Source organism: Luteibacter sp. P4_E6 (assembly GCF_056401535.1).
Genome location: NZ_JBFUJE010000558.1, coordinates 1 through 2,408, shown reverse-complemented (window position 1 = coordinate 2,408; position 2,408 = coordinate 1). Strand labels below are relative to the sequence as shown.

The window sequence follows — 2,408 nt, the reverse complement described above, 5'->3', positions numbered from 1 at the left end:
GGGCCGAGCTGGTCGAGGCGGGCCTTGGCCGCGTCGCGGTTGGGCGCGAGCGAGCTGGAGACTTTCTGGGATTTGCCGGCGACATCGCCCGCCTGGCCGCGCAGGTCGTCAATCACCGAGTCGGTGATGTTGTCGTCCTTCATGCCCTTCTCGATCTGGTCGAGTTGGCCGCGGAGGTCACCGATCTGCTTGCCCGGGTCGTCGTCCTGCGCTTGCGCGAAGGCGGCGACCGAGACGGTCAAAAGGAGGGCGGTAAAGAAAATTCTCAGGGTTCGCATGCGGGGATCATCGAAGGCGGGACGAGGCAGGTCAATTGCGAGGGTTATGCGATACCCTCGGTGAACGTCGCGTTCGGCGGCTTTTATGCGGCGTTGCAGCTTTTGCCGCCGGGGGAGCCGCCGCTATCCTGCCGCCCCTTGGCCCTGCCCGGAAGCAACCCATGCGCAAGAAGCTCGTCGCCGGTAACTGGAAGATGCACGGATCGCGCAAGATGGCCGATGGCCTGGTCCGCGAGATCGTCGAGGGCCTGGTCCGCGAGATCGTCGAGGGCCTGGAAGATGGCGTCGACGTGCTGGTCATCCCGCCGATCATCTATCTGGCCGACCTGGTCCATAAATACGGTGATCGTGGCCTCGGCTTCGGCGCGCAGACCATTTCCGAGCACCCGGAGCAGGGCGCGTACACCGGTGAGATCTCCGGTGCGATGGTCCGTGACGTCGGCGCCAAGTGGACCCTCGTCGGCCATTCCGAGCGCCGGCAGTACTATCACGAGACCGACGCGCTGCTATCGAAGAAGTTCAGGACGGCCTGCGATGCCGGCCTCACGCCCATCTATTGCGTTGGCGAGACGCAGGAAGAGCATGAGGCGGGCAGGGCGGAAGAGGTGATTGGCCGCCAGCTGGCCGCCGTGATCGATGTCTATGGCGTAGAGGCTTTCCGTACCGGCGTGATCGCCTACGAGCCGGTCTGGGCCATTGGAACGGGTCTGACGGCCACCCCGGACAAGGTGCAAAAAATTCATGCGTTCATCCGTAGCCAAGTGGCAAAAAAGGATGTTAATATCTCGCTCCTGACCCGGGTGCTTTACGGTGGCAGCGTCAAGCCGGCCAATGCGGCCGACCTTTTCGCCCAGCCTGATGTAGACGGGGGATTGATCGGCGGAGCCGCTCTCGTAGCCTCCGACTTCCTGGAAATTTGCGCCGCGGCGCGTCGATAACGCGACACGGCAAACAGAAGATATGTTCATCCTCTTCAGCGTTCTTTACATCCTGGTCGCGGCAGCGATGATCGTGCTGATTCTTATGCAGCGCGGCGCCGGTGCGGATGCAGGTTCGGGTTTCGGTGGCGGCGCGTCCGCTACCGTGTTTGGTGCACGTGGTTCGTCGAGCTTCATGACGCGCGCCACGGCAGTCCTGGCGGCACTGTTCTTCGTGCTTAGCCTGGGCATGGGTATCTACCTCGGTCGCTCGGGCACGCCCCAGCCGGCCGCGGATCTTGGCGTGATGTCCGGTGCTACCGTGCCGGCCGCTCCCGCCAACAACGCTCCGGTGAAGCCGGTCGCGTCGGACGTGCCGCAGGCACCCGTCGTTACCGCTCCGGCAGCGAACAACACCGATGTTCCGGCCGCAAAGCAGGATGCCACCAAGGCACCCGCCGAGCCGGCCAAGAAGTAATCAGCGACACCGCAACACGCTGTAAAAGTTATGCCCAGGTGGCGGAATTGGTAGACGCACTACCTTGAGGTGGTAGCGGCTTAGGCTGTGGGGGTTCGAGTCCCCCCTTGGGCACCAACATAGATCCGGAGACCTCACCGGATCGCAGAGAAACCCGCGAAAGCGGGTTTTTTTGTGGGCGTTTGTCGACGGACGGAAATGCCCTTATATTCCGCCCGGGGAACGATAAGGATCATCACGACCGTGGCAATCACCGTAACAGCGCCGCGGACGTTCTTCCGCACATTCGCCATCGCGGCCCAACTCTGGTTTTCGGCTCCCTCAGGCTACGTCACCGTCGCCTTCATGTTCGTGCTCATCACGTTCTCCTTTCACAATCCTGCCCCGCTATGGCTCGCGGCGTTGGGCGGATTGGGATGGGTCGCTGCGATGTTGCCCTTCCTTTTTGCGCTCCAATCATGGAGGACGCTGCGCGCAACGAGAGACTCAGGCGCACCTGTCTTCACCTTCGACGAAGAGGGCGCTGCTTGCGCAAACGGGGCCATCGTCACTCGTCTCCCTTGGTCGGCAATCCATCGCATCAAATTCGATGCGAGGACTTGCTTTGTCTACGTGACGTCGCGTGCGGCGTGGTTCTTCGGGCGTGATCTTTTGACTAAGGACCAGGAGGCGGCGCTTTCCGATTTTGCCCGACGTTTCAACGTCAAGTTGGAAGGCAGCGCGCCGCCGGAATCT

General features: G+C 62.3%; 3 protein-coding genes, 1 tRNA gene and 1 pseudogene. 4 read left to right on the top strand and 1 reads right to left on the bottom strand.

The window, feature by feature from the left end; translation table 11 throughout:
* Positions 1–278: pseudogene (locus tag AC1DT2_RS20735) on the bottom strand (hypothetical protein); the annotation flags it as partial.
* Between the two features lie 161 nt (positions 279–439).
* Between AC1DT2_RS20735 and tpiA the strand changes: the two are divergent.
* The 4 genes from tpiA to AC1DT2_RS20715 all read left to right on the top strand — a co-directional run.
* Positions 440–1,216: a triose-phosphate isomerase gene (gene tpiA, locus AC1DT2_RS20730; protein ID WP_477298430.1), complete on the top strand. Its 777-nt coding sequence runs from the start codon at positions 440–442 to the stop codon at positions 1,214–1,216.
* 22 nt (positions 1,217–1,238) lie between these two features.
* Positions 1,239–1,673 (top strand): preprotein translocase subunit SecG, encoded by a 435-nt coding sequence (gene secG / locus AC1DT2_RS20725; RefSeq protein ID WP_063570658.1) that lies wholly within the window; start codon positions 1,239–1,241, stop codon positions 1,671–1,673.
* A gap of 32 nt (positions 1,674–1,705) precedes the next feature.
* Positions 1,706–1,790, top strand: a tRNA-Leu gene (locus tag AC1DT2_RS20720).
* 126 nt (positions 1,791–1,916) lie between these two features.
* Positions 1,917–2,408, top strand: a 492-nt coding sequence (locus AC1DT2_RS20715) for a YcxB family protein (protein WP_477298428.1), incomplete at its 3' end; no start/stop codon positions are given.